The sequence below is a fragment of the Halalkalicoccus sp. CG83 genome (genome assembly GCF_037081715.1).
Taxonomy (GTDB): Archaea; Halobacteriota; Halobacteria; order Halobacteriales; family Halalkalicoccaceae; genus Halalkalicoccus; species Halalkalicoccus ordinarius.
The window spans coordinates 1-25338 of the sequence record NZ_JAZDDH010000004.1 but is presented as its reverse complement, the minus strand read 5'-3'; the positions used below and the strand labels follow the sequence as shown (position 1 = coordinate 25338).

Genomic DNA, 25338 nt, shown 5'->3' with positions numbered 1-25338 from the left:
GACTCGTGAACAGCAAGCCCGGGCCGTCGGCCCGTCCTCAGTGGCCTACGAACTCGGCGCGTGCCGATCCGGCGAAGACTGGATCAAACACCTGTGCATCACCTCGATGCCCTCGAAGATCGATCCGGGGATCATTGACTTGGTCAACACGCACCCGAACACAGCCATCGAGCCAGTGATCCACTTCAACCCGGCCGACACCAAGCAGATGGTCCAGAAGATCGACCGGTCGATCCAGAAGCTCAAGGTGAAACTCCGACAGCAGCAAAAGCAGGAGGACCCGGACATCGGCCTCACCAAACAGGAGATCGCCGAGCACCAGTTCATCCGTGACGAACTCAAATCGGGCTCGCAAAAGCTCTGGGACGTCGGCGTCTACATTCGGATCCGTGGCGACTCACGAGAGACCGTCACCAACGAGGCCCGCTCGATCATCGACGAACTCGCGAAGAACGACGTAGTGACGCGGACGATCGACTACCAGAGCGACGACGCGCTCACGAGTACGTCCCCGGTCGCGAAGGACATGCTCGACGGCGCGAGTGGGAAGATGCTCGGGGACGCTGTCGGTGCGATGTTCCCCTTCTCCGCGAGCACGCTCTACGAACCGAAAGGTGTGCTGTTGGGCTACCATGCCGTCACGGACGAACCATTCGCCTACGACCGCTGGAACCGAGAGGGTGGCTACAACGCGCTCACGATCGGTGACCTCGGATCGGGCAAGTCCTTCGGGACGATGATGATGCTCCTGCGCCGCCTCGCCCAGGACCCCGACACGATCCTTGTAATGATCGATCCGGTCGGTGGGCTCGATAAGCTGGCTCATGAGACGGGCGCAAAGCGCCTCCCGCTCGGCGGCGAGAACGCCGTCAACCCGATGGAGATCCAGCCGACGCCGATTCATGTCGTCAAAGAGCAGGGTCTCGACCCGTTCGGTCACTGGGCCTCGACGACGCTGGGCTGGTTCGAGACGTTCTTCTCGCAGGCCGGCAGTGGCGATGGCCTCACGCGCGACGAGTGGACGGTTCTCCAAAAGGGGATCCGCAAGACTGCTTACCGGATGGGGATCAACGAGGATCCGACGACTCACTCCAAGACGAGCCCGGCACCGCTCGACCTTCGTGAGTCGCTGGGCCACATCGCCGACGATGCCGAGGACTTCTTCGCCCGCACGCCCGATGGCACGTATGACTTCTCGCAGGACGACCGTGCCTCGGAGGTTCGCGATGCCGGGAAGTGGGAGACCGCTGCGGCAGACCTTCACATGGCGATGGACTCGTTCAGGGGTGGGAACTTCGCCAACATGGGCAAGCGCTCGAACGTCGATCTCTCGGGTAAGTCGACGTTGATCGACGTGCAGCAGGGTGGCTCGGACCGGGAGAAGGCACTCCGCCTGCAGGCCCCGTTCAACGTGATCTACCAACGTGCCAAATCGTCGGAGAAACGAATGGTGATCTGCATCGACGAGATCCACCGGCTGTTCGAAACCCCGAACAGTCTGGACTGGCTCGAGAAGATCATTCGCCATTCCCGGCACTTCGACATCTCGCTGCACATGATTAGCCAGCAAGCCCAGGACTTCTTCGTCCACCCGAAGGCCGAGACGCTGGCGAACCTCACGTCGCACAAATTCATCCACAAGGAGCCGGGCCTCTACCACGAGCCCCACGGCAAGAAACTCGGGCTCACGGAGAACGAGTGTGCGTTCGCCCGGAAGATGAACAAAGGGACACCCGAGCGAGGCTACTCGCACGTCCTCGCTGACATCGACGACCATGGCACCTACCCCGTGAAGGTCACGCCACTGCCGATGGAGCTACTGAAACTCGGGAGCGACGAGGCTGACGATAATAATGGAGGTGTCGCCAATGCGTAATACTCCGGCCCCTGAAACAAATGGCAACGTGACGACCCCAGATAGGTCCAAGGAGTCAGACTCGGGCTCGAGGATCGAGGCCAGAGAGTTGGAAGTAACGGCCACCCCGCCCGGCTACGGTTTCGAGGAAACGTTCTCGATACCCATTGGCAACGCAAGTTCGATGTGCGAATGCTGCGGGACTGTCGTGGACGGCCACAGCCTCGGCGAGTGGATCATCTGCGACCTCTCGGACATCGACTTCTCGCCCGAGAGCCACGCCCTCGTCTGTCGCAACTGTCGTGCAAACGATCCGAACTGGAAGGAGAAGGTGCTGGAACGCCGCCGGAACCGACAGATCAACTCCCGCCTCGATGAGCTAATCCATTGGGTCTCACGAGGCCCCGTGAGGACGCTGTTCCTCCGCCGAGCCGCCGCTGGTATCGCGCTACTGCTGACCGCTACCGCACTCACGACCATCATGACCGTTCTCACGTCCGGCCTCGGATCGCTCCGAACCATCCTCGCATCCACGAACGTCACCCTCATCGGCGGACTCGTTCTCTCCGGTCTCATCGGTGGCTACTGGCTCCACCTTTACGACTGCGAGAAGAACGACTACCGCGGGACGACCGTCGACGAACACGACATCACTGGTGGTCCGTGGTCCGTCCTCGCGTTCACCGGTGGTGGGATGCTCCTCGGGACCGCAGGGATCGCACTCGCGTCGACCGTGACCGTGTCGGCCCTCGGCCTCGCCACCTACGTTGCGAGTGTCGTCTTCGCGTTCACGAACCTCGAGCCCGCCGTCCGGGCCGACCGCTGCATCCAGCGAGTGAACTGGATCCCGCGCTACGACCGCGAGCTGTTCCTGTTGCGACTAAGTACCGTCGTTGGGCTCACGCTGCTCCTCGGAAACAGTATGCTCGGCGCGCTCACCCCCGTGATCGTAATCAGTGCGTACCTCTTCGCGCGGAAGTGGCACGACCTCGGACAGAACTGGAAGCTCCTGTACTACGGCGGTGATGACGAATGAGACCAAATGATCCGTTCTCGGAGGGGACGATCTTTGAGGCGATTGTCGCGGCCCCCTACCTGTCCTATATGTATCTCGACATGAGCCTCACCCCGCTTGGTTGGTCGGCCGAGATCCTTCTCGGTCTGGTGGTCACCGTTGGCATTGGCACTGGCCTAGCAACGTGGCTGGGGATTGATAGTTGGATGGACTTATCTCGGCGGACAGCATCCCGCCGGGCACTGTTCTGCGGTGGGTTGGTGTTGGGGCTCCTCGGGCTGCTTCCGGTTGTCGGCTGGATTGTCCTCTGGCTTTCGGAGGGGATCTCGCCCATTGAGATCATAACTGGAATCGCTACTGCCCCTCTTCTCCCGATTGATTTTGTGATTGGCGTGATGATGGCCTTCTTTGGCATCGTGGCTCTGGCAAAATTCTGGCATGCCGAGCCAATGGGAAACACCGGTGATAGCCAGCCCGACTGCACCACAGGTATTGAGGGGCGATACACTGAGCGAGGTGATGGCGAATGAGGCTCCTCTCAACTGGCGGCAAGCCTATCGAACTCACCGAGGATCGAATCGACCGCCTCTACCACGAGACCGAGCACCCGAGTCGCCTCGAGATCCGTCCCTACGTCGACACGAAGGGCATGGAGCGCGGCGAAGACTTCCTTGAGGACATCCACGACACTCTCGGGACCGGCCGGAAGGGTGGCACCTTCTCGTTCGAGTGGTGGTTTCGCGACCAGTTGACCGTCCAGATCACCGCCGCCGACGGCGAGGACCTCTCGGACATCCACTCACTCGTTAACTCCAAGTACGCCAACAGCCGGATGGAGACCTACCACGACCCACTCCCCGACGCGAAGGTCGGCGAGTTCGTGTCCGTCTGCCGGCTCACCCTCCAATTGGATGCAATTCATCCCCTTTCCTACCGTGGGTCGAAAGGTGACCCACTCAACGGCGACCCCTATTCGTCGGTGCTCCCGAAGTTCGTCAACGAGAAAGAGGTTCGCCTGATCGTTCAGGGCTGTGGGAAACCTATCTCGAGCAAGTGGTACAAGCGCGGTAAGCTCGGCGCTGGCGGTGATGCGATCGCCGACTCAACCAAACAAGGCTCCCTCGAGATTGGACTTCGGCAGGCAGATACGAAGGTCGTGCAGTCCGACCTCAACGAGCAGCTCGCGAAAGATATGCAGGATCAGGTTTCCGACGAGACCTTCCGAACCACGATCCGACTCATGGTGATCGGCCCCGACAAGGACGACGTCCAGTCCGTCCTCACGAAGGCTGCCGAGTCTTACTCAAAGTACGACTACGCGAACAAGCAGAAACTCCGGCCACAGCACCTCAAGCACACTGCGATCGTCAACGAGGCAGAGGACTTGGTTCGTCGGCGCGTCCGCAAGCGCTCGCCGGTTGCACGGATGCTGCACGGCACGAAGAACGCCATGACCATCCGCGAGTGGGAAGGCCTCTTCCACATCCCCAATGCCGACATCGAGGTCCCCGACGTGAAGTGGGCGACTCGAGAGTCCGGTCCCGGCGTCCCCCGAGAGAGCCACACCTTCGGTGCCGACCTCGACTTGGATAGCGACGACGCGAACCAGCAGGAGGCCGGATCATAGATGAGTGCTGCTCAACCCCTGAGCCCCGACGACGGGCGCTACATCTGGACCGAAGAGTCGACCGAGGCCGTCGAGGGCAATGAGAATCTCCGAGCCCACGGTCCCGACGAACATGGCAACGAGCAGGTGTTCGCTGGCTATCTCGCCCGCCAGATGATGCGGGCGCCACGGGCCGATCCCGAGAGCCCCATCGCCGTCGGCGTCGGCACCCGTCGCGGCGGCCACGCCTCGATTGAACAGTCGGACCTTTGCCAGCACACCGTCCTCTTCGGGAGCACTGGCTACGGAAAGTCAAACCTCATGATGAACGCTGGCCGGACGATCGCCGAATCCGGCGACGGCATGATCTATATCGAACCTAAAGGCGATGATGCCAAGCGATTCTACTCCATCCTTCCCGACTACCGGAAGGACGACGTCGTATGGCTCGAACCCTCAGGGACGCGATCTGCACAGACCGGCTTCAACTTCCTTGATCCTGGTGTCTCGCCCGACCATCCGGAGTTTGACTTGATCGTCGAGAACATCCTCGAGGACCTCGTGAAGATGCTTGGCGCGAGCGACTACTGGGGCCCGCTCATGGACGCCATTGCGTCGAACATCATCCGCTTTGCAGCCCGCCACGAGGCTGACTTCACCTTGATCGACCTCTACTTCATTCTCGCAGATAAGGAGAACCGCGAGCGGTACAAACACATCGTCAACCAATCCGGCTACATCTTCCTCGCGATGTTCGCGGACAAGATCGCCGAGTACGATGATGACGATCTCGACGCCATCCGTCGGCGCTTCAAGAACTGGGTCGAGAACCCCATCGCCCGACGTGTGTTCTCCCACCGAGGAGATACGATCAACCTCACAGAGTTGATGGACGAGGACAAGATCCTGATCGTCCGAATGAACAAAGAGTCCGAGGAGATCAAAGAAATGATCGGGACCGCCATCCTCAGGCGGACGTGGGCGGCCGCACGCGACCGTGACGGCGATAAAAGCTCCCGTGGGTCTGGGCCGTCGAACTTTCACTTGCTCATGGACGAGGCCGATCTGCTAGCCCACGAGGACTCCGCACTTCCAACGATGCTCTCGAAGGCCCGGACCTCGCGACTCTGTCTGTTCCTCTGTTGCCAGTATCCCGATCAACTACCGGACGAGGTCGTCGAGGCGTTATTCTCGCAGTGTGACACGGTAATGTCGCTCTCGGTCGGCTCCGAGAAGAGCTGTAAAGTCGTCGCGAAGAACCTCGGTCTTAACTGGGAGACGTTGCGTGACGAGGAGGAATACCACTGCTGGATGAAGACTTCTGTTGGTCCGCCGGACCCCTACCGCGTCTATGCGCTCCCACCGTTTCCACCGACGATCACGCAAGCAGACGCCGATCACCACATCGAGCGAATCGTCCGAAAGACCGGCCACGAGCACAAGACCGACCAGCAGCTCGTCGACGAGCTGCTACTCAACAGCGGGGAGGGGCAACTGGAAGGCGCTGACGCGATCCTCGACGACAGTGGAAACCGCAAGTCCATGGCCGTCGCCGAACTCGATCTCGACCACATTGAAAGACAGACCTGTAAGACGGTCCACGACGTTGCGATCGAGAACGGCGACGACGACGGCTTTGTCGCTGCCGATCAGATTCAAGACCGTCTTATCGACAATTTGGGGGTCGAACGCGAAGCCCTTGGTCACGAATCCCAGGTCTGGGGCGTCCTCGACATGGTCGGTGACGATCTCGTTGAGCGGGAGAAACGTGACGGCGACGTGAAACTCAGGACCACCTCGCGTGGCACCACGCTGTTCAAGAAAATCAGCGGAAGTGCCAATGACGGCAAGGGCGACCACCGGAAAGCGATCAAGGAACTCTACGACGCCCTCACCGACGTGGGTTTCGACGCCGAGGTCGTCCAGAACACCAAGGGTCGCTCTGCCGACGGCTTCGCCTCGATCGAGCGCGTCTTCACCCAGGCTGTCAACGCCGACATCGTCACCGCCCAGGACGCACGACAGGCTGAAGAGCGATTCATCGAAGAGCATCCCGAACTCGCAGCCCTCTCTGGCGGCAAGAACGTCCGTGTGGAGCTTGAAGACTCGACAGGCGACTCCGGGCCCGGACAGACACTCCGGCACCTTCACGACGCCATCGAAGACGGAGAGCGCTGTCTCTACGCAGCCCGACCCGAGACTGCCTGGAACGTCTACGATACGCTCACCGACCCGATGTACTGCCGTAAGGTCGATGAGAACGGTCGGCGCCGGTCGTACAGTCTCGGCACTGTCAAAATCGACGGCGAGCCCATGCTCCGTCCCAAGGGCGGCAAGACCGTGTGGTGGTACGATCCTGATCCCGACGACGGCTGCCACTGGCACCTCGAGGACACTGATGGTACGCAGTACGCCCGCTTCGCAACTCGCGAGGAAATCGAGTCCAAGGCCGCGATCGAGAAGTACCCTGCTCGAGAGTCTGACTTCGACACGGACGATTCCGACCGCGAGAACTACGTCAACTGTGGGTGTCCGACCGAACTCGTCCCCGATCCGGATCTCTCACGAGAGCACTGGGCTGTCGTGATCGTTCCTGAGGGGACCTCCCGAGCGAGCGACCTCTCGATCATCCACCATGACGAGGAAATCCCGTTCGATGAGATTAGCGACATCGCTGACCTTGAGAATACAGGAGACCTACTGGCCGTAAGTGGTGAGGGACCGATTCGGGACCAAGATGAGATCGAGACGGAGCCAGAGACGGTACCGGAGCCCGAGATAGAGGACGAGGCAGAGGAGGAGGCCGTGGACTCGATGGATGCGATGTTTGCGGAGCTGGAGGCGAAGCTCGACGACTGACGGCGTGAAAAGATCAGCTCAGGACCTTCTTGTCTAGGATGTTGAAGACACGCTCGAACGCTGAGGCGTGGTCGTCTAACTTCTCCGTGTTCTCCTCGACCTGGTCGGCGAGATCGTCCAACTGCTGCTCGTCGATCGAGGATGTCTGCTCCGACTGTGCGGAGAACTCCTTTATTTCTTCGCGGTGCTCCTCGAGAAAGTTCAGGAGAGCCAGTTTCTTGCCCTCAGACATCGGAATCTCTGCGGGCGTCTGTTTTAAAAGACGCTTTGATTCCTTTAATCCTCGAGGAGTTACCACGTACTCGTTCGTCGCGATTGGGGCCTCGGTTTCGACGGAACCTGTCTTTTCGATCAGCCCTCTCTCCTCGAGTTTCTGAGCGTGGCCGCCCGAAATATTGGCGCTCGAGATCCCTGTGACGTGCCTGATCTCCGTGGTGGTCGCTGTCTTGTCCTCCTGGTCGTAGATGGCGAGGAGGACATTAACGGCATTGTGATGGAGGTCTGTCTCAAGTCCGTCTGTAGAGTCGACAGTGACGGCCATGAAATATGATGGATCTATTGTCCCTTTAAATTTGCCTACAGTTCTCAAAAGGGTATCTGTACAGTCTCAAATCCCGACGAAGTAAGGAACCCTGTCAGGGGTGACGCGCAGTGCGGGCACCACACCCAGACATCCAGGGTACACAGGAAGAGGAACACCCAGTCATGTTGAAACAGGTCACCACCTCAATAAATGTAGTATGATGAACAGCTCACCAGCTATAATATATCCAACACCTCATCAGGTGTCGAGACGAGGAAACCACCGAGGAGCGTAGCGTGGCGTAGCGTGGCGTGGCGGCGGTCTCCACTGTCATCGATTGGTTATTCTCCTGGTCAGATTCGCATGTTGAACGACGTGGAGAATCGTGTTTTCCTCAAGCCGTACGAATATGATGTACTTCTATTTTGGTCGAGTTATATGTACAGTACGTAAGGTCTATAATACAGACCCATCTTGTAGGAAACAAGAATGGCAGCAATCTCCCGTCGCGGTTTTCTCTCCGGGATCACGGGGGCCACGGTCGTCGGGCTCGCAGGCTGCACCGTCGAGTACAACGGCGGTGGAGGGCGTGGTGGTGGGATCGCAACCGGGACGACAGGGAGTGGCTTCGCGTACGACGAACCGGCTGTAACGGAGGCCGACGCGACGCACACGGCACGCTCGGCCGACGAACTGCTCACAGCGCTCGACGAAGCGAGCGAGCAGAGTCCAGTAGTGATCTGGCTGCCGGGGGACGCGGCAATCGACATGACAGGGCGAGACGCCGTCGTCGAGAACGCGGTGATCGCCTCAAACCGCACGAAGAATAATCTGGGAGCGATCGTCTACTCGGATACGCAGGGCAAGAACTCGACGGCATATCTCGGAGGGAGTGAGGCGGACGGCGTGTTCGACTGCCGGGCAAATTCCCGATTGACAGGGTTTCGCCATCGGGGACCGACGTCGAACGTCTACGAAAACGAATGGTATTCAGGCTACATTCCAATGCCGTCGGGCGACTCAAGCGCTCGCGAGTCGTTCTATGATAGCCAACACGCTCGGGGAATCTCATGTACAGGCGATCCGGTGCAGATCGATAACATGGATATCTTTGGCTGGCCAACGCAGGGTGTGACGGTCGGCCTTCGGGAGAAGGAGGCGAGCCCACAGATCAACAACTGCTCGATCACCCAGTGTGGGCTCACGTCAGCTGGCTACGGCGTAGAAGTGTTTTCGGGCCATCCCACAGTCTACCAGGTCTACTTCAACGGAACGCGTCACGCAGTCGCTGGCTTCGGCTATGGCAACTGTAGTTACTCATTAGTCGAGTGTGAGTTCGGACCGGCAAACAGTCTCTTTCAAGTCGACCAGCACGGCCTCTATGAGAATACATCGGGCAGCTCGAGCAGAGATGATCTGAACTATCGGTATCGGGCGGGTGGAACAATGGAGATCTTGCGGTGTACGTTCACCTCAACGCACGTCGTGGAGTTCGCGAACTTCCAAGGAGGAGAGCAGACGCCGGCGATCGTGATCGGTGGAGTACCGATGGATCGAGTGGTAGTGCGTGGAAATCAGTTCTCTCATCCGCCGGTTACTGGAAATCCGAAAACGGAAGGTGGTGGTTCGAACCCACCGATCGCCCAGGGACCAATCCCGCCAGGACATGAGCAAGATGATCGGGGGTTCTGTCGGTTCGAGATTGCCAATAATCAGTACGAGATGTCGTTTGATTTCCCCGTTGGTGACGGGTGACAATGCCGTTATGGAGGGAATGGGTAGTCCAGGTTCTCCTCGAAAACAAGGGTGATGACGGCCAGAGGTACGCGCAGTAGCCCGCTACGAGGTGGTCGCCCACTCATCACGCCAGAAGTATGGAACGCACAATGAGACACTGATCACTACGGCTAGAGAAGTCAAAACGAGTCGGTGAACGCTCATCTCAAGCGCCCTGTTGGTTCGTTCGTCCGTTCTCAAAACTGGTGGAACCAGGTCCGCAAAACGTATCATAGATAGTCTCACTAGTACGATCGATCAAACACTCGGATCGGTGGACACAGGCGACTCAGGTGCGTCGTGTTGGATGATCTTTCCGCTGATTGGCAAAATCCTCTGACCCATACAGAGGATCTATTCAGCACGATGATCTTCATGCCCGGCCTTGGTTACGGACACCGCTAACACTCCCGTAGCGCTCGTCGTGAACATGGTGTCACGGTCAGAGCAACCGCTAGACGACACAGAATCGATATTCAACTAAAGAGTTAAGTATCTATCCATCGTTCATTAAACCGGATGGTTGAACAACCGCCGAACGACCTGGATCTCGACGCGATATTCCAAGCGTTGGCGCACCCAATCCGTCGAGACATCCTCGAACAGGTAGCCGACGGGCCGGAAAGCGTCGGCGAGCTAGCCGAGCCCCACGACGTCTCACTGGCAGCCGTGTCCAAGCATCTACACGTGCTTGAGGACGCGGGCCTGATCGAGATCGAAAAGGATGGTCGCGTTCGCCGCTGCCACCTTACCGCCGCGCCACTCAGTGCTGCTTTCGGCTGGCTGACACAATACCGCGTTTTCTGGGAGGACAGGTTCGACGCGTTGACTATCCACCTAGAGGAAGAAGACCAATGACAACCAACAGTAATGGTGACGACGGACAGCAGAGCGACAATCGGACCGACGAGCGGACCATGATCGTGAGTCGCGTCATCGAGACGCCGCCCGAGCGGGTCTACGAGGCGTTCCTCGACCCGGACGAGTTGGTCCAGTGGCTCCCGCCGACGGGATTTTCGGCCGAGGTCCACCAGCTTGAACCCGAGGAGGGTGGCACTTTCCGCATGACGTTCACGGGAGAGACTGAGGAGCTCGCTGAGTACGGCTCGACCTTTGGCGGCACCTACCGGGAGCTCGTCCCCGGCAAGCGCATTGTCCACACTGACGCGTTCGAGACCGACGACCCGGCGATAGCCGACGAGATGACGGTGACAGTCACCTTCGAGGAGGTCCCCGAGGGAACCGAGGTGACCGTCCGCCAGGAGGGAATCCCCGAGGCCATCCCACCTGAGGACTCCCACGCCGGGTGGACCGACTCGCTCGGGCAACTCGCAGGGCTGGTGGAGGGAGCATAACCGACGGAGAGACAACCAAGACCAGCCTGCCCATCCGAACCTCATCTTCCGGGGAGCTCTGATTCTCAGTACCTTTCTTTAGTCCACCAGAAATCGCTGAATATGCGCCCCCTATTCAGCACGCAGCCTGAAACCCATCACTGGCCAAGCAGTTCAACAAGTCCAACAACTTCTATAGAGAAATCTCTGATCGTCAGGTAGCGATTATCTGCATCTCGGTCAGTAGAAGTCCGCTCTTCGTCAAGTCGACACCATGACGCGCTGGATCTCGAAGGTCGTTGCGTCGGATGCCTCGGACGGGACGGTGATCGTGACGGTTTGGTCGGGGTCGACGCCGGTCGCGCCGTTCATCCCCTCATCGACCTGCTGGCCGGAGTCAGTGTAGAAGACAACCCAGAGGTCGATCGAGTTGACACGCTCGTCGGCGGTGTTTCGGACCGTGATCGTTGCCTTGTTGGTGTTCGTCGAAAAGCTGCTCTCGACAAGTTCAATATCGTCAGAGGTGGGTGGTTCGGTCGTGTTCGGATCCGCAGGCTCGGTCTGTGACGGATCGTTCTGCGGGTTTGACTCGGGAACGGCGGCTTCGTTCTCTTCGTTCCCGGCCTCGGTGCTCTCATTGGCGACGGCCTCAGTATCGGTATCATTGGGTTCGTTCTCTGGTGCAGTAGTGTTCTCCGAGGAGTTTGGCTCTTGTTCAGGGAGGTCGTCGCTGGTAGTGGACTCGTCGGTAGTGCCACCGTCAGATCCTGACTCGGAGTTGGATCCTGCCTCAGAGTTGCTGCCGATCCCGAGAAAGCCAAGGCAGCCAGAGATGGTTGCGAGTGCGGTTCCACTGAGTGTAATGAAGACGCGTCGCGTCGTCAGTTGGGAGTTTTTCATAGACAATACATGTGTACGAATCGTATTAACATATATAGATCCACAGTCAATTAATACGTTGTCTAATCGAGCGATAAAGACCCGAATCTCGGTGATTTCAATAATTGAGCGCGCTATGGACTATCGAGGATTTGGCGCTTTTCTCTCCGAAGCCGCTCAATCTATTCCAGTCTACAGGGATCTAAACCGTCTTTGTTGAAAATCCCCTAATTGATTGACTTTCTAAACAGAGACAATTTTTAACAAAGCCAGCTAAACCAGAAATTATAACACTAGGCTCCGGTGCATTTGTATTTGTCCAGGTGACTCCATTACCTCTGCTATCAGCTTATGATCCCTATCCTTCTTTAATGACATTTCCTTCACATTACAGTCTGAGCATCTATCCTTCGGCATACTCAATGAAACGAAGTACTCCAGAGTATACTCCCCCGGTCGCGATCTCTCTGTCACCAATCGTATCCCTTAATAGATTCCAACCGTCTCGGTACCGTTCGTTAAGTGAGATTATACGCAGATTATCCGGTCATTCACTGACCTTCTATCTGCCCCTTGTGCAACAATCGCCTTCTGTTGGGGACCGTCCATTGCACAAGGGCTGGTTTCATTTTAGGCGCCGTGTCCTTATTAGGGGAAGAGGTCGCCAGTCTAATAGAGTAAGAATATCATATCATTTGATATTGAAAACATGATGTGTCTAGTAGTGGCTTGTTCTCAGTAGAACTATCCTGGAAGGATCATTGAACAGACCGCTGACGTCCCTTACCACAGTACCCCGGTGAATACCCGCCTTGTACAACATACCTGAGTGGTGAAAGGCATCGTGTTGAATAAGACACTTGTTTAGAGGCCGTGCCATTTGTTCAGGTGAACGCCTGATAACTCAAGCACTTATCTGGATAAGTACCGTGGCACCTCATTCAATGAGATGTGCCTGTTGTAACCAGTATTGAACATAATGACTACAAGACACTAATAGCTATTTCGCCATTCGGCCATTATCTTTACCTCTGACTTGAATACATAGGTATTCACACCAAAACGTATAATAGGTCTATTCACAACCTATAGTAGGTTATGACACACATGAATAGGAAAACCCATAGATGGCCCTTTTTAACTGGAACCATTGGAACCGTCGGAGGGATAGCAAGATTCTCTGGACCGGCGGGGGAACAAGAGAGAGGCGAACAGTGGGATTGGAAGCCCACTGCCCATGATGTAACGGCACATGACGGCCATCGCCTCCAGGTGTGGGAGCGTACCTTCGCTGAAGATCCTGACGAAGCAGTCCTATTCATCCATGGGGCAACCTATCATGCACTCTCAAGGTTTGACCCACCAGTTGCTGAAGATTTTGGATGGTTAAATTTCGTAGCGGAGCATGGACAAGCGGCCTATGCTGTGGATATGTATGGATATGGCGAATCTGAGCCACCTGCAGCATATGAGCAGCCACCTGAGGAAAATAAACCAATAGCAAGGTTAAGCAGGGAAGCGGATGATCTGATCGATACCTTGAATTTTATACGAAAGAAGGAAGGGTTCGATCGCGTTCACTGCATTGGCCACAGCCTCGGTACTTGGAGGGTTCGTGCATTGTATAACAAGTATGACCCTCAGTTCGCAACAGTTACTCTTTATGCGGGATCATATCAGGACATCGATATGGAAGGCGATCCAGAGGATCCTGCCTACGGCACTGAAACCCGCGAAGAATTCTTAGAGGATTGGAATGCGGCAATCCCTAAAGGAGAAGACCGTGATCAATGGATTGGCGGTGATCAATTCACAGCTGACGAAGTACAAGAAACGATCTGGAAGACCCTCTTTGATAGCAATCAAGCGGCGGATGACGATCCACAGACAATATTCACGCCATCCATCTATATGGATGAGGACCGGCACCCCAAACAGATTATTGATCCCACGCTAGTTATTCGAGGCTCAAATGACACACTCATAACTCGTGAGGGTGCGCTAAATCTGTACGACGCTGTTGGAGCGACGAACCATCAAAAACAATATACAGAGATCGCTGGTGGCACACATGCTCTTTTAAATGAGGCAAAGCGCCGACAGTTGTTCGATACTACTTATCACTTTCAGACAATGTATTAATACGACTGTAGTTTCAGGGTGAATTGATTTACTACTGTTTGTGTCAACAAAGAACTGCGCGACGGGACTGGAGCACACTTGGCAGCAGGCAGTAGACGACAAAGTACGGGGACAACCATTATCAGGTTTACCAAGTTGAACATAGTCTTTACTGGGAAGCAAGTACGGTCAGTATCTGAGACAACAAACCCGGGTTCATAAGCACTTTTGTACAGTTATCTCACTAAAAATAGAACTACCAGCAGTAATTGTTCGAAAAGAGCGTGATTATGCCGTTCCAAAAGCACGAATTGAGGACAAGGACCGCGTCGCGGTCCTCAAAGACGCTCTATCAACCGGACAATCGATCGTTGAAATAGCACTGGTAATTGAGGAAAGCGGTGGTTCCATTGAACGCTTCATTTCAGTTGTGGATCGTAACGGGACTCTTGTTGAAACTGCTCATAACGTTGGCTTTGAGCTAGAGGCCTAAGATCGAACACAGAGCGCTTTTGGATCGCTTTATTTTCTTTTTGGCTACTCTATTGCGCACCGAGTAATTGTCTGAACTAGGACATCAACACCGATCTGAAGCGCGGTTTCATCAATATCAAAATAGGCGGTATGATGACCCGCAGTATTGCTTGCTCCAATACCAACGTATGTGCATTTTCCACCTAACTCCTGAACACGGTTAATGAGAAACGATGCGTCTTCACTTGCACCGATTGTTTCCTGTTCAACGATCTCATCGACGTTGTCTATGGTCGAGGCTGCTTTAGTTACAATGTCAATAGCACTTTGATCGCTGACGAACGTTGTCGATTTTCCGTAGAGCTCGGTTTCAAGGTTAACATTATGCATTGCAGCCGAGTGGATGAGAATACGTTCTGCGGCGTCAAGCATAGATTCATTAAGAGCAGCAGTTTCTCCGCGGACTTCAACGCGCATTTCTGTTCGTTCTGCGATGACATTCTGCGCATTTAATGATGTGAGTTTACCAACATTAATTCGGGTCGCTCCATCGCTGTGTCTAGGAATTGCGTAGAGGTTCTGTATCGCTGTAGCTGCGGCTTGTAGCGCGTTCTTTCCTTTTTCTGGTGCTTTCCCTGCATGTGCAGGTTCTCCACTGAACTCGACATCAAGCTTGGCATTCGAGAGCGGCCGATCGTAACCGGCGATTATTTTCCCAGTTTCGTTGCCCAGCCCAAGATGAAGCGCGAAAAAGTAGTCGATATTTTCGAGATGCGGTGTCCTACTCATTGGAAGACCGCCTCGACCCCCTTCCTCCGCAGGCTGGAAAAACAGCTTCAAAGTCCCATTGAACTCAGCTTCGTCGTCGTTTTCGAGAGTGCGTGCAATCCCAATACCGATCGCTGTATGTCCATCATGTCCACACGCATGCATTTTGTCAGGGTATCGGCTTGCAAACCCCTCTTGTGCCGGTCGGTGGGTGTTATCGCCTGCCTCCGTTCGATCTAGAGCATCCATATCAACTCGAACCCCGACAGTTGGACCAGTACCGTCGCCAAACCGCTTTTCGCCAATGAGACCGGTAACACCATTCATCCGATCGAGATACTCTTCTGGTGCATCGGCCTCTTGTGCTCGCCGGAGCGCACCTGCAAGTTCATCATCGCTCGGAACTCCGAGTCGTTCATCAACAGCGATGGCGTCAGAGCCCAGATACAGTTTATACCCCAACCGATCAAGTTCTGCGGCCACCAATGCAGTCGTTCGGAATTCCGTCCAACCGGTTTCTGGATAGGCGTGGAGATCACGCCGAATCTCCACGATATTGGCGTTGTGAATAGTAGTCACAAACAAAGAATAGCCAACAGTACTACATAGTATATTGGTTTCTAGTATTTGATCTGATACTCTGGCTCAGTGTCCGACCGTCGCGGTCCGGTCAGACTTGTTGTTCACACCAACAGCAAACACGAGTTCGAGAATTATATTGTAGATCTGCACTCGGTCGCTGACTGGACGCCTCAGCAACCGGCTGCAGAACGTTGCTCACAGGCAGTACTTGAACAGTGGTTTAGTTCTCGACTTCGGCGACCCCGTCGATCTTCATCCCTTCGAGCTTGTCGATCGTCTCGTTGAGCTTACCGTCGAGTTCGTCGACGAACTCCTCGGTGCGCTCAGTGGTGATCGCGCCCTGGCTCGAGGGCTCGATCAGGTTCTCCTCCTCGAGGACACGGAGGGAGTAGCGGACCTTGTGGTGGGGATACCCGGTCTCGTTCGACATCTTCACGATGCCAATCGGTTCGTTCTCGATGACCATCTTCAATACTTGGAGGTGTCGTTCCAGCATGTCTACTTCCTTTTCAAGCCGGTCTATCATGATGCTTGTTAACTTACCAGTATTACGTTTAAAGGTTGCTATTTGTAAATTCTATAGCTGTTTAATTCTGTAGTTTGGTTCTGTTAGAACTCTTCTCGGTTGACATTCGGTAGGACTGCTCTGCTGTTCGTTCTCAACGGAGGCGGTGGGAACGTGCCGCTAGCGGAAATCGCATGACGGCAAGAGGATTTCAATAAGACCGTATTTTTGAAGAGTCAGACATTCACGCGCCCCAAAGGGGCGGATTCGGAACACTCAGAAAGAGTATTGGTGTAGCAGTATACAGTTTATAAAATGGGCGATGAGAAGTAGACACGCTATGGTTAGTGATATCGCCAGATTAAGCGAATTCCTATTCTACTTTTGATTAGGCCAGAAGTCACAAGTAGAGTTACCATCCCCCACGCCCTCTATCAATCCAGCACCATGCCAGACCCCAGACCCAGGGTTCAACCACCTCTTCTGGCTCTCCCTCGCTCCACGACGGGCTCATACAGTTCCTCAAAGCAAAATCGAAAGGCGATGAGTCGGGCAACTACCGACGCAACGCTAATCGAGTTATTAGCAGCTGGATCGACTGGCTCGATCAGCGAGATATCGAGAGTTTCGAGCAGCTCGACGAAACCATTCTCGCCCACTACGCTGAGTATCTCCGACGGCGTGTCGCTGCGAAGGAAGCAGAGACCACTGACGGCGGTATTGCGCGCTCAACTGCCTGGACCTACTACAATACGATCTCTGTATTCCTCGGGTGGGCATCGAAATGGGGCTACATCCGGGAAATTACGCCCGAGCAGGTCTCGCCCAGGAGTCGATGCCTGACCGGTCCACGACACAGCAAATCGAACAGCAGTTCTGGACACCGAAGCAGCGAGAACAGATCCTCAACTACGTCAACAAACGCGCTCACGACGCTATTGACGAGAAGAGATTCGACGCCGAGATAGAGGCACGCGATCGGGCCCTCGTTGCTGTACTGGCGTTTACGGGCGTTCGTGGCTCCGAGATCTTCCGTTCCGAACACGACAACCGTACCGGTCGTCAGGGACTCCGATGGCGTGACGTCGATCTCGACGAACAGACGATCTCCGTGCTCGGGAAGACTCAACAACGCCAGTCCGCTTGGTTACTCGAGCAAGCGATTCCTGCCCTCGAGCGCTATCAGACAATTAGTGACTCGGCATCCGACGAGTGGCCAGTGTTCCCTACGAAACACGCACCCTCGCTCTATCAGTGTGCACGGACGCACCTTCGTGAAGTAGAAGATAAAGACAAAGAAACAATCGAAGGGATTCTCGAAGAGCACACAATTGAGACGGTACTACGGGACTACCAGATTGCGATCACGACAACGGGCGCTCGAAGTATAATGAAACGCCTCTGTAAGGCGACAGATATCGACGTTCTCACGCCACCAGAGGGACCAGGCTACCTACAACTTCACGGAGCTCGTCGCGGAATTGGCGATACGTTCTATCGAATGGATCGTGGAACGGCGCAGGACTTGCTCCGGCACCAGAGCCTTGAAACCACGAAAGGCACTATTCGCATATCGACGCAACTGAGGGGGCTAAACGCGCAAGCGAAATGCTTGATCAATCTGAAGGTAGTTGACGAAAGTTTGAGAGCGGAATTGAATTCCAGTACTGCACTACCTGCGTTAGAAGGTTTGACACCCACTCCATGAGTTCCGCTGTTAGCGAAAGAACGACTGCACCACCTCCATGGGAGGAGGTGGTTTGCCATCCAGTGAAGAACGGCCTACGGATATGGTTTTTAGTGCACACATTTAAATCTATGCTAGAATTCCAGATGTGTTCTAGTGGAAATATTCTCTACAGCGGTTCCCGCATCTAGTCTAACAGCGGAAGTAGTGGGGGGAGGGGACACTAGCGATCGCCCTACTAACAGCGGAAGTAGTGGTGTTAGGCGTCTGCATCAAGTTCTAAGAGCTCTTTCAGACCGGATTTCACACTGGAGACGGGTTGATCCAGTTCGTGTTTTTTGTACTTTCCTCCTCCCTTTCCGCGATTGATCTGGGTTGAGGAAATGATCCCAAGTGTTTCGAGTTCAGCAAGGTATTCACGAATTGCTCGGTCGGAGATTGGCTCACTTCCTTCATGTTCGCATAATGTCTCGTACGGCTGCCTGATTTCTCGTGTTCGTACGGGTGAGTCGCCTTGTTCTTCGAGGATAGTGAGCGCCCATAGCACGAGTTGCCCATGCTGGGAATAATTATCAATTCCTTTGACTATCTGATCGGTTTGAAGCCGTTCCCGAGCTTGGCGGACATGGGATTCTATTACGTGATCAGCGTTGGTTTCTCGAGCGATGTCTCCGCTTTCAAGCAGCAGGTCCAATGCTTGGCGAGCGTCACCCGAGTCCTTTGCGCCGAACGCGGCGCAGAGATCGATCACGCCGTCCTCTAGAACGTTTTGTTGGAAGGCGACGGCTTCACGTTGTCGTAAGACTTCACAGAGTTCTGTGGCGTCGTAGGCGCTGAACGAGACTTCCTTCTCACAGAGGCTGGAGCGCACTTTCGAGTTCAGCTGTTTTCTGAAGTTCAGGTCATTCGAAATCCCGATAACGCCGAGTTTTGCGTTTGTTATATCACCGTTCGACCGAGCGCGTGGTAATTTATACAGAAGGCTGTCATCTTTGATATGGTCTACCTCGTCAAGGACAATGAGAACGGTGCCGCCGAGCTGGTCAAGCTCGTCGAACAGGAATTGATAGACGGATGCTTGGGGATAGCCTGTATTGGAGATCTGGTTTGCTGGGTCGCGGAGTTTGTTGACGATCGCGACCGCGGTTTGGTAGCTGGTGTTGAGGCCGTCGCAGTTGATTTCAATAGTATGAAGATTTAGCCCATCGATGTTTGTGGCATCACGTTCGAGTCGTTCCAGGAGGAAGCGAGTAGCTGCGGTTTTACCGACACCGCTTTTTCCGTAAATGAAGACGTTAGATGGGGTTTCACCTTCGATGACAGGCTGGAGTGCAGCGTGATATTGAGTGAGTTCCTCATCGCGACCGACCAGCTCATCGGGCGTCCATTCTTCGAGCAGAGCTTCCCGTTCTTTGAAGATGCTTCCAGTTGGTTTGAAGCTAAATGTGGGCATTGTGCATGGTATCTCATCGATTCTATGTTAACCTTTGGTTCCGCTGCTTCCGCTGCCCTCGATTACTTATATACTTTAACTCCACTACTTCCGCTGTTAGCGGAGAAGAGTCACTAATAGAGCCTTGAACGAGTCTGGAATACTGAAGGGCAGCCAAGGTCTATCGAGTGAGGAGTAGTTGGAACGATCTCTACTAAGCTTATTGTTGACAGTTATTACTAGAATGATCAAGTACGTGCTGACTGGCGTGCTATGATCCCACTTCTATTCTGTATTAGCGGAATATCCCATCTCTATCAGCTCATTAAGAACATCATCCCGATTCCGCAGTGCAGCACGGTATACTGCTTCACGAATATCGAATTTGGGTACGTCACGTCCTAAGGCGGTTTCAACTTCTGTAAGAAGTTGCCGCTCGCCCTCAATCACGTCGTTATGCACGAAGAACGTTAGCCGCTCGTCGCGTTCAAACTGTACTGACTTATCCTGTATCGCTCGTCGAACGATGTATGGCTGCTGTTGACTTGTTGTTCCTCCTTCTCTGGGCTCACTTCTGGAGCGATTCTCGGGTGTTGTGTTCGAGCTCTCGTCGGGCTGTTGTTGCCCTTCATTGGCTGTCGATTCGACTTCAGTAGTCTCTGTGCCGCTCTCACTCTCCTCAGCTATGTCCTCTCCCCACAAGTCATCGCCGGAGCCTGATTTTAGGCCCGTCATGCTTGGACCCCCTTGGTTTCACGCTCGTGGTCAAGACTTCCTGGCTCCGGCGGATTTGGTGCCTCAATGTCTCCTTGTGCTTCGAGATGACGAGCGAGTTGGTCGAACTGGGCTAGTGTTTCGAGTTCGTAGTCACGATGGCGACTGCGGTGCTTATCGATGTACGTGAACGCACTACATTTCTTGCGCCAGCATCCCTCTAGTAGAGATGTTCGATCGCGGAAAATCACAGGCACCTCAAAGCCCTGTGCTTGTATTTCCTCGATAATCGTATCTTGATCACGCGTCCCTTTCACTCGGTTCGGGACCGCAGCGAGGACACCAATATTGATCTCTAACTGCTCTTCGAGGTTTGTGACTAAGTCGTCTAAGCCACTAACCGACGCTTGACCTTTTCCAGATGGCTCAAGCGGGAGAACTAGATTCCGGGTGGCGTCTAATGCGTTGTAGAGCTGTGGACCCGAGCTTGCTGGTGGATCAACGATCAAGACGTCATAGTGTTGGTGAATGTTTGCTTCTCGAAGGACACGTTGTAGCTGTGTCCACATTGGGAATGACTCTCCGAAGTCACTTCGTGCCTCTTGCTCTTTGCGGAGTGCTTCACCGAGATCCTCGAGTCGGTTGTGTTCTGGAATAATATCGACTCCGTGTTCGACTGTGCGTATGAGAGCCTGAAACTCCCCTTTCCCACGATTGACGAGATGATGTACGAGTGTATCGGCCTCGCTATCGGCTCGGTCTTGATCCACATCGAACAGATAGCTCAAATCACCATCTTGTGGATCTAGTGGAATCACGAGAACGTCCAACCCTGCCCGTGCATGTGCGACAGCTAGGTTCGCGCTAAGTGTTGTTTTCCCTACGCCTCCAGCCTCACTGTATATCGCATACGAGAGCATTGAGCGATTTCTTGGTCGCTTGAATCATAAGCTTTCGTCAGACAATGTAAATCAATCCTTCATGTGTTGGCTACATTTGTAATATCTATTTGAAACAAGTATTTGTAACAAACATTTGCAATATCGGCCTTCGATAACTGGAGATACCATATACTCTCTAGGACAGAATCGATGGTTAGACGCAAGAACGAACGATTTTGGCTCTTAGTTCGATTGCATTGACTGTTTGAAACACCCATTTGAAACAAGCACTTGTACCAAAGACTTGTACCAAGTGGCACTCACCTCGTCCCTAATCAGCTCTAAGATGGTCATTGAGTGCTTATAGACCACCTTGCAACAGCATCGAATTTTTGCTTGCTGGTGTACACTATCTAACCGCCAATTATATTCACTACCCATCAACTATTTGGTGATAGCTCTCGTACTACGGTACAATGGCTTGGAGCGACCAACCTGCTGCTGATCGTGTACACTGGATCGCTGAGTCACTAAGCGAACCCCAGACTGCACATTGGGTCGCTGACCAAGCAGAAGTCTCACCAGCAACCGCTCGGAAGTACCTCGAAAAACTTGCTGATGAGCGTCGATTACGGCGACTTGAGAACGGGGAACGGACTCTCTACTCACCGGATTCCTGTTACACAATACCTTGATGAGGGGCGAGAGGTCTATGAGACACACTCCGTTGATGAGTTAGCTCAATCTCTCGACGAAATCCGGACGCAGATAGAGACCTGGCAAGCGGAATACGAGGTTTCAACACCGAACGCACTCCGTGCGACGATCGCTACCGTCGATCAAACAGAAGCCGAACAGCGCCGTGACATCGCAATCGAATGGGATCATATCGAAATACGTCTCACTATCATTGAAGACGCGCTGAGACTCTATGATCGCTTTCCTGACGACCAGCAACTAGTAGCATAGATCTGCTCTATGCCGCCACATCCTAACTATCATGGGAACGTCTATTCCCCTCTCAAGGATGTTCTCCAACGACTACCTCAGATCGACAGTGACCACGTTCACTACCGCCGTTCAACTGCTGATAAGCGCTATCTTGAGGCCCTGGTTCATCCCGAACGCCTTAATCCGCCGGCCGGCCCCGATGTATCAACAATCACCGTCAAATGGACGCAACAGCCGTCTCCGGAAGAGTTTCGAATCGACTACGCTGATCCAAACGTCCAGTTTCATTGCGGCTGGCATCAGGATGGGGACCATCCTGAATACGGCAACATCCATTTCCAGTATGACCGTCCCGGTCTTGACGATCCGGTCTACCAAGCAACCTCTATTGATGCTGTCACGCCGCCTCGAATCTTATGGGAGATACTCGATCAACTCTTTACTGAAATCATTCCGTCGATCGCAGCACCACTGTACGATTGAACCTCAGTAGTCCAAACGAGCAAAATTCCCATTCACCTCTACAGTGAAGTACTCGCCAGTATCTAAGTCCTCCAGAATAGTGATGTCAGCTACTACTGGTAGTATTCTCTGTATTGTATAACTTGCCTGTCCCTTGTGCAACGTGTTCATGCATTGAGGTTTACAGATTGCAATGTCACATCTGAAGTTAGAGAAACGGCTCCTCCCAGAAATGCACGGTTCACTCTGAGGAGATCGCTCTTTGTAACCTGGAAACCTCAAGCAAAGACGCCTCTATGTTGCACAAGGTTAGATGGCCTCACTGACCACAATCTCCCTTCCGAAACGCCGTTTGTTGCACAAGGCGCGACAGATATCTCACACGGACCATGATGTTGATAATCTGGGGCATACGATATTTATAAGGGGCGTTCACGACTGGGTCACAAGGCCCCCTCTCCACTCACCGGTCGTGACTCCCTTCTCATCCTTAAGCGTGGCTGCTTACCGTTCCACTGAACTAGCGGTTTAGTGCGACCGCTGAAGGCCCATTGGGTGCTGGTATGGCTGTTGGACTCCGTTCCCGGTCGTCTGGGGGTTGGTATTGCAGAGAGAGGGCTCTAGTGGTCAACCAATGCATCAGAGGGTTGATTGTCCCGGATTAGCGACGCCTTGTGAGATCGCGGGTTCGCGCCGACCGGTGGGGACGTGCCCTCCAGTACAATTCTGCCACGAGAGTTATTTTCTAGCGCTGCATAGCTCCCATCTACATGAGAACGGTATCCGCATCGCGGCGGATTGCTATTCTACGTGGTATTCTCGTTGGCGTCCTTGCTACTGGATCGCTCATCTATATCGGCGATCCGGCACTCATAGAGACGGTTCTGCCATCCAGACTGTCTACCATCCTTGCTCTTGTCGGCTCACCGACCAAGCTATCCTCAATCCAGCTACCAGAACTATTCCACTCACGGCGAATAGGAACGGTCGGGCTGTCCTCGTCGGTTATCGCCTGGATTCCCAGCGCACGTGAGATGGTACAAACAGAGCACGAACGCATACTCGCTGAGCGAGATGCGTTCAAGCAGTTTCGGGAGTGTGTTGCGGATCTTGACCCTTCATCTACAGTCTCAAAGACTCCCCCTCCCAGCCAAGAATTCTCCCCTTCGATCGATCGACACTCTGCGTCATCGACAGTTGAAGGGCTGGACGATATTCAGCAGGCCTACCGAGACACGGTCATGAACACCCCTCATTACGATGAGGAGTATGGTGACCCACTCGTACAGGATATGACAATCGAGTTTGGTGAGGATCTCACGGCTGCGATCATGACAAACGCGCAGCTTACTTCGTCTCTACAACACGTCGTAGTGCAGGCGGCGACAGCAGCAAGTGCACGCCGGACTGCATTCAGCACCCGGCTGGATGAAGAAGAGGCGACACTGGAAGACGCATACCAGACGCTTGCAACCATTGGTGAGCAGTATGAACAGATCACTGACCAACCGCGCCATCAGCAATCAGTCGACGACCTCTGGGAAACACACCAACAGCTCACCAAGCGTATCTCTACGTGTGAACACCTCGTAGAGGAGCGACAAACACAGCGAACGGACGGGCATACATCCCTCCCTCGTACTGACGAGGTCGGTGATCTGCAAGAGTATTTGTATCGATCATTGGACGTTACGTATCCAATCTTGGCAGATGGAACGACAGTGCTTGAGCGCTGTCTAACGGCGCGTCGTCGAGTTGAAGAGGAGCTCGCGCTCCGCTTGTAACTGGATGGTATCTCACTCGACGGCTTCGATTTCTGCAATCTCGCTCGCGTAGTGAAGGAAGGTATCGACCGAGCCAACAGTGACGCGAACCTCAACAGTAACCATCTCGATCCCCACAAGCGAGAGGCGAGCCCGAAGATCAACGACAATCCCCTTGTCGAGGATGCGGTCGAGTACTTCCGCCAGGCTTGACGTACTCGGTCGAGCGGATCCCATTCTACCGTGTAAATTGGTATCGTTACTCGCAATTTCTTAGCAGTTACCACATCTGTATCGATATAATGCGGTAGTGCAGTGAAACAGTGGAATCAATGCAAACAGTCGTGAGAAGTCTGTGACGCTACTGCCGATACTAAGAATAGGCTGTGAGCAGATAGAAGGCGGGTGGTTGGCTCTCGGTGGTCTCCAAATCGTTGTGGTACTGCTCATGTCGAAATCAGCCGCCGAGAAGAGGACATGTGGCACCGTGTGTAACAAGCAAGCCTTACTCCAGATGAGGTTGCATACGGCACGACAAGCACCTCACAAACACACGGTGTTGATCAACAAGGGCGTGCGCTACCCATCTGAGGCGTCCGCGAGTACGTTATGAATCTCCCCTCTTACTAAGAATTTCTAGAGAGTTGCAACAGCCAATCCGTGAACGCATCACTCTGTGGATCTACCTGCTCTTCCCCAACAAACGGGACGAATAAATCACCAGCCATGAGCAACGAAAAATCCAGATCTTGTGTTCGAGGACTGAGGAGATACGTCGTATGGCCATTCTGGACGGCTGGCTCGCGTTCGATCATCTCCTTCTCTTCGAGTGCAGTGGCGATCCGGGTCCCAGTGCGGCTACTCACATCCAACTCTTTCCACAACTCGCTTTGATAGAGGCCCTTGGTTTCCCGAACGAGATCGAGCGCCTGTTGCTGACGCGGTGTGAGATCGCCCTCAGTCTCCACTGTGTCCGTTTGCGGTGGGTTCGGATCAGCGCTGGTGACAGCAGTCTCCTCATCTGCAGAGGGCGTGAGAAGATACGTAGTACGCCCGTTGTGAGTGGATTGTGTGCGCTCGATGAGTCCATACTCTGCCAGCGATCGGGCGAGGCGGCTCCCTTTTCGGCTACTGACATCCAAGCGTTTCCA

The 25338-nt window shown here is 54.3% G+C and carries 23 protein-coding genes and 1 pseudogene; 15 read left to right on the top strand and 9 right to left on the bottom strand.

Features of this window, described 5'->3' with window-relative positions; translation table 11 throughout:
* Window positions 1–40: 40 nt before the first annotated feature.
* Genes V0Z78_RS18510 through V0Z78_RS18490 form a run of 5 tightly spaced genes read left to right on the top strand, consistent with a single transcriptional unit; the run spans window position 41 to window position 7335 of the window.
* Window positions 41–1876 (top strand): VirB4 family type IV secretion system protein, encoded by a 1836-nt coding sequence (locus V0Z78_RS18510; RefSeq protein WP_336346163.1) that lies wholly within the window; start codon window positions 41–43, stop codon window positions 1874–1876.
* A complete protein-coding gene (locus V0Z78_RS18505; protein ID WP_336346162.1) occupies window positions 1854–2891 on the top strand; it encodes a hypothetical protein in 1038 nt (345 codons plus the stop codon). Before V0Z78_RS18510 ends, V0Z78_RS18505 begins: the two co-directional genes overlap by 23 nt.
* Window positions 2888–3400, top strand: a complete 513-nt coding sequence (locus V0Z78_RS18500; RefSeq protein WP_336346161.1) for a hypothetical protein — start codon at window positions 2888–2890, stop codon at window positions 3398–3400. Before V0Z78_RS18505 ends, V0Z78_RS18500 begins: the two co-directional genes overlap by 4 nt.
* On the top strand, window positions 3397–4497 hold the full coding sequence (locus tag V0Z78_RS18495; protein WP_336346160.1) for a hypothetical protein: 1101 nt from the start codon (window positions 3397–3399) through the stop codon (window positions 4495–4497). The genes V0Z78_RS18500 and V0Z78_RS18495 overlap by 4 nt, the downstream gene beginning before the upstream one ends.
* Window positions 4498–7335 (top strand): type IV secretory system conjugative DNA transfer family protein, encoded by a 2838-nt coding sequence (locus V0Z78_RS18490; protein ID WP_336346159.1) that lies wholly within the window; start codon window positions 4498–4500, stop codon window positions 7333–7335.
* 13 nt (window positions 7336–7348) lie between these two features.
* Here the strand turns inward: V0Z78_RS18490 and V0Z78_RS18485 are convergent, their stop codons facing one another.
* On the bottom strand, window positions 7349–7876 hold the full coding sequence (locus V0Z78_RS18485; protein WP_336346158.1) for a MarR family transcriptional regulator: 528 nt from the start codon (window positions 7874–7876) through the stop codon (window positions 7349–7351).
* 471 nt (window positions 7877–8347) lie between these two features.
* On the opposite strand from V0Z78_RS18485, the gene V0Z78_RS18480 reads away from it, so the two are divergent.
* The 3 genes from V0Z78_RS18480 to V0Z78_RS18470 all read left to right on the top strand — a co-directional run bounded on the left by V0Z78_RS18480 (window position 8348) and on the right by V0Z78_RS18470 (window position 10989).
* Window positions 8348–9613, top strand: coding sequence for a hypothetical protein (locus V0Z78_RS18480; protein ID WP_336346157.1), 1266 nt, complete (start codon window positions 8348–8350; stop codon window positions 9611–9613).
* A 540-nt stretch (window positions 9614–10153) separates the two neighbouring features.
* Window positions 10154–10492: an ArsR/SmtB family transcription factor gene (locus tag V0Z78_RS18475; protein ID WP_336346156.1), complete on the top strand. Its 339-nt coding sequence runs from the start codon at window positions 10154–10156 to the stop codon at window positions 10490–10492.
* On the top strand, window positions 10489–10989 hold the full coding sequence (locus V0Z78_RS18470) for an SRPBCC domain-containing protein (RefSeq protein WP_336346155.1): 501 nt from the start codon (window positions 10489–10491) through the stop codon (window positions 10987–10989). The genes V0Z78_RS18475 and V0Z78_RS18470 overlap by 4 nt, the downstream gene beginning before the upstream one ends.
* Window positions 10990–11229: 240 nt before the next feature.
* Here V0Z78_RS18470 and V0Z78_RS18465 read toward each other — a convergent pair whose 3' ends face one another.
* Window positions 11230–11868, bottom strand: a complete 639-nt coding sequence (locus V0Z78_RS18465) for an FxLYD domain-containing protein (RefSeq protein ID WP_336346154.1) — start codon at window positions 11866–11868, stop codon at window positions 11230–11232.
* A gap of 1086 nt (window positions 11869–12954) precedes the next feature.
* Between V0Z78_RS18465 and V0Z78_RS18460 the strand changes: the two genes are divergently transcribed.
* On the top strand, window positions 12955–13989 hold the full coding sequence (locus tag V0Z78_RS18460; protein WP_336346153.1) for an alpha/beta hydrolase: 1035 nt from the start codon (window positions 12955–12957) through the stop codon (window positions 13987–13989).
* A gap of 516 nt (window positions 13990–14505) precedes the next feature.
* Here the strand turns inward: V0Z78_RS18460 and V0Z78_RS18455 are convergent.
* Together V0Z78_RS18455 and V0Z78_RS18450 are read right to left on the bottom strand one after the other, a co-directional pair.
* Complete coding sequence (locus V0Z78_RS18455) at window positions 14506–15789, bottom strand: amidohydrolase (protein WP_336346152.1); 1284 nt, start codon at window positions 15787–15789, stop codon at window positions 14506–14508.
* 223 nt (window positions 15790–16012) lie between these two features.
* Complete coding sequence (locus tag V0Z78_RS18450; RefSeq protein WP_336346151.1) at window positions 16013–16318, bottom strand: hypothetical protein; 306 nt, start codon at window positions 16316–16318, stop codon at window positions 16013–16015.
* Between the two features lie 416 nt (window positions 16319–16734).
* Here V0Z78_RS18450 and V0Z78_RS18445 point away from each other — a divergent pair.
* A pseudogene (locus V0Z78_RS18445) lies at window positions 16735–17040 on the top strand (tyrosine-type recombinase/integrase); the annotation flags it as partial.
* A 41-nt stretch (window positions 17041–17081) separates the two neighbouring features.
* On the top strand, window positions 17082–18005 hold the full coding sequence (locus tag V0Z78_RS18440; protein WP_336346150.1) for a tyrosine-type recombinase/integrase: 924 nt from the start codon (window positions 17082–17084) through the stop codon (window positions 18003–18005).
* Between the two features lie 238 nt (window positions 18006–18243).
* Here the strand turns inward: V0Z78_RS18440 and V0Z78_RS18435 are convergent, their stop codons facing one another.
* The 3 genes from V0Z78_RS18435 to V0Z78_RS18425 all read right to left on the bottom strand — a co-directional run bounded on the left by V0Z78_RS18435 (window position 18244) and on the right by V0Z78_RS18425 (window position 21050).
* Complete coding sequence (locus tag V0Z78_RS18435; protein ID WP_336346149.1) at window positions 18244–19437, bottom strand: orc1/cdc6 family replication initiation protein; 1194 nt, start codon at window positions 19435–19437, stop codon at window positions 18244–18246.
* Between the two features lie 264 nt (window positions 19438–19701).
* A complete protein-coding gene (locus V0Z78_RS18430; RefSeq protein ID WP_336346148.1) occupies window positions 19702–20151 on the bottom strand; it encodes a hypothetical protein in 450 nt (149 codons plus the stop codon).
* Entirely contained in the window at window positions 20148–21050 is a 903-nt protein-coding gene (locus V0Z78_RS18425) for a ParA family protein (RefSeq protein WP_336346147.1), read from the bottom strand. Before V0Z78_RS18425 ends, V0Z78_RS18430 begins: the two co-directional genes overlap by 4 nt.
* A 437-nt stretch (window positions 21051–21487) precedes the next feature.
* Here V0Z78_RS18425 and V0Z78_RS19245 point away from each other — a divergent pair, with 437 nt between their 5' ends.
* From V0Z78_RS19245 to V0Z78_RS18410, 4 genes are all read left to right on the top strand, one after another.
* A complete protein-coding gene (locus V0Z78_RS19245) occupies window positions 21488–21706 on the top strand; it encodes a DUF7342 family protein (protein WP_457852016.1) in 219 nt (72 codons plus the stop codon).
* A complete protein-coding gene (locus tag V0Z78_RS18420; protein ID WP_336346146.1) occupies window positions 21630–21980 on the top strand; it encodes a DUF7342 family protein in 351 nt (116 codons plus the stop codon). Before V0Z78_RS19245 ends, V0Z78_RS18420 begins: the two co-directional genes overlap by 77 nt.
* Before the next feature lie 9 nt (window positions 21981–21989).
* Complete coding sequence (locus V0Z78_RS18415) at window positions 21990–22445, top strand: hypothetical protein (RefSeq protein ID WP_336346145.1); 456 nt, start codon at window positions 21990–21992, stop codon at window positions 22443–22445.
* A 749-nt stretch (window positions 22446–23194) separates the two neighbouring features.
* Complete coding sequence (locus V0Z78_RS18410) at window positions 23195–24208, top strand: DUF7260 family protein (RefSeq protein ID WP_457852015.1); 1014 nt, start codon at window positions 23195–23197, stop codon at window positions 24206–24208.
* A gap of 12 nt (window positions 24209–24220) precedes the next feature.
* Here the strand turns inward: V0Z78_RS18410 and gvpJ are convergent, their stop codons facing one another.
* Window positions 24221–24424: a gas vesicle protein GvpJ gene (gene gvpJ, locus V0Z78_RS18405; RefSeq protein ID WP_336346143.1), complete on the bottom strand. Its 204-nt coding sequence runs from the start codon at window positions 24422–24424 to the stop codon at window positions 24221–24223.
* Window positions 24425–24813: 389 nt separating this feature from the next.
* The gene (locus V0Z78_RS18400; RefSeq protein WP_409338768.1) at window positions 24814–25155 is read right to left on the bottom strand and encodes a helix-turn-helix transcriptional regulator; all 342 of its coding nucleotides are present in this window, start codon (window positions 25153–25155) and stop codon (window positions 24814–24816) included.
* Window positions 25156–25338 lie beyond the last annotated feature (183 nt).

What these genes read in the sequence shown, in the direction of transcription:
- V0Z78_RS18505 (WP_336346162.1), top strand. Translation starts at nt 1,854, where the DNA reads ATGGAGGTGTCGCCAATGCGTAATACTCCGGCCCCTGAAACAAATGGC.
- V0Z78_RS18500 (WP_336346161.1), top strand. Translation starts at nt 2,888, where the DNA reads ATGAGACCAAATGATCCGTTCTCGGAGGGGACGATCTTTGAGGCGATT.
- V0Z78_RS18495 (WP_336346160.1), top strand. Translation starts at nt 3,397, where the DNA reads ATGAGGCTCCTCTCAACTGGCGGCAAGCCTATCGAACTCACCGAGGAT.
- V0Z78_RS18490 (WP_336346159.1), top strand. Translation starts at nt 4,498, where the DNA reads ATGAGTGCTGCTCAACCCCTGAGCCCCGACGACGGGCGCTACATCTGG.
- V0Z78_RS18485 (WP_336346158.1), bottom strand. Translation starts at nt 7,876, where the DNA reads ATGGCCGTCACTGTCGACTCTACAGACGGACTTGAGACAGACCTCCAT.
- V0Z78_RS18480 (WP_336346157.1), top strand. Translation starts at nt 8,348, where the DNA reads ATGGCAGCAATCTCCCGTCGCGGTTTTCTCTCCGGGATCACGGGGGCC.
- V0Z78_RS18475 (WP_336346156.1), top strand. Translation starts at nt 10,154, where the DNA reads ATGGTTGAACAACCGCCGAACGACCTGGATCTCGACGCGATATTCCAA.
- V0Z78_RS18470 (WP_336346155.1), top strand. Translation starts at nt 10,489, where the DNA reads ATGACAACCAACAGTAATGGTGACGACGGACAGCAGAGCGACAATCGG.
- V0Z78_RS18465 (WP_336346154.1), bottom strand. Translation starts at nt 11,868, where the DNA reads ATGAAAAACTCCCAACTGACGACGCGACGCGTCTTCATTACACTCAGT.
- V0Z78_RS18460 (WP_336346153.1), top strand. Translation starts at nt 12,955, where the DNA reads ATGAATAGGAAAACCCATAGATGGCCCTTTTTAACTGGAACCATTGGA.
- V0Z78_RS18450 (WP_336346151.1), bottom strand. Translation starts at nt 16,318, where the DNA reads ATGATAGACCGGCTTGAAAAGGAAGTAGACATGCTGGAACGACACCTC.
- V0Z78_RS18440 (WP_336346150.1), top strand. Translation starts at nt 17,082, where the DNA reads ATGGGGCTACATCCGGGAAATTACGCCCGAGCAGGTCTCGCCCAGGAG.
- V0Z78_RS18435 (WP_336346149.1), bottom strand. Translation starts at nt 19,437, where the DNA reads ATGCCCACATTTAGCTTCAAACCAACTGGAAGCATCTTCAAAGAACGG.
- V0Z78_RS18430 (WP_336346148.1), bottom strand. Translation starts at nt 20,151, where the DNA reads ATGACGGGCCTAAAATCAGGCTCCGGCGATGACTTGTGGGGAGAGGAC.
- V0Z78_RS18425 (WP_336346147.1), bottom strand. Translation starts at nt 21,050, where the DNA reads ATGCTCTCGTATGCGATATACAGTGAGGCTGGAGGCGTAGGGAAAACA.
- V0Z78_RS19245 (WP_457852016.1), top strand. Translation starts at nt 21,488, where the DNA reads ATGGCTTGGAGCGACCAACCTGCTGCTGATCGTGTACACTGGATCGCT.
- V0Z78_RS18420 (WP_336346146.1), top strand. Translation starts at nt 21,630, where the DNA reads ATGAGCGTCGATTACGGCGACTTGAGAACGGGGAACGGACTCTCTACT.
- V0Z78_RS18415 (WP_336346145.1), top strand. Translation starts at nt 21,990, where the DNA reads ATGCCGCCACATCCTAACTATCATGGGAACGTCTATTCCCCTCTCAAG.
- V0Z78_RS18410 (WP_457852015.1), top strand. Translation starts at nt 23,195, where the DNA reads ATGAGAACGGTATCCGCATCGCGGCGGATTGCTATTCTACGTGGTATT.
- gvpJ (WP_336346143.1), bottom strand. Translation starts at nt 24,424, where the DNA reads ATGGGATCCGCTCGACCGAGTACGTCAAGCCTGGCGGAAGTACTCGAC.